The following is a 778-nucleotide window of genomic DNA, read 5'->3' on the forward strand; positions in this document are numbered from 1 at the left end:
CAGCACGTCGGCGGGGTCGGGCAGCGGCCGGCGCCCCATGGAGGCGAGCGCGCCGCGGTGCACGTGGTAGCCGGTGACCTGTTCGGCGAGCGCGGGCTCCACGACGTACACCGGGGCGTCGGAACGGGCGATGACGTCCCGCATGACGTCCACCCACTTCCGCGACAGCAGCATGGAGCGCATGGCGTAACCGGCCTCCCCGGCCCGCCTGATGACCTTCTCGCCCTCGGCGATGAACAGGCCCTCGGCGGGTTCGCGGCGGCGGCGCAGCTCGACGTCCGTGAGGTCGGTGTAGTCGTGCAGGCGCGGGTCGGCGGGGTCGTCGACGGTGATGATCTCGCCCATGTCAGCCGGCCGTCCCGTCCGGGCCGACGGCCACGACGTCGCCGATGACGATGACCGCGGGCGGCTTCACGTCCCGGGCGACGACCGTCTCGGCGACCGTGGCGAGGGTGGCGTCGACGCGGCGTTGAGCGGCGGTGGTGCCCTCCTGGACCAGGGCGACCGGGGTGTCCGGGGACTTGCCGTGCGCCACCAGGGTCTCGGCGATCCGGCCGATCTTGTCGACGCCCATGAGGACCACCAGGGTGCCGGTGAGCTTGGCCAGCGACGGCCAGTCGACCAGGGAGCGCTCGTCGTCGGGGGCGACATGGCCGCTGACCACGGTGAACTCGTGCGCCACACCGCGGTGGGTGACAGGGATGCCGGCCGCGCCGGGCACGGAGATGGAACTGGAGATGCCGGGGACGACGGTGCAGGGGATACCGGCCTCGGTGAG

At 73.0% G+C, this 778-nt stretch carries 1 protein-coding gene and 1 pseudogene; both read right to left on the reverse strand.

From position 1 onward, the window contains the following. A pseudogene (locus tag LPA54_RS33670) lies at window positions 1-345 on the reverse strand (rRNA methyltransferase); the annotation flags it as partial. Between the two features lies 1 nt (window position 346). Then, window positions 347-778: uroporphyrinogen-III C-methyltransferase (locus LPA54_RS33675; RefSeq protein WP_228984506.1), on the reverse strand; the 432-nt coding region annotated here is incomplete at its 5' end.

The organism is Streptomyces sp. DH12 (assembly GCF_020873895.1).
GTDB lineage: Bacteria > Actinomycetota > Actinomycetes > Streptomycetales > Streptomycetaceae > Streptomyces.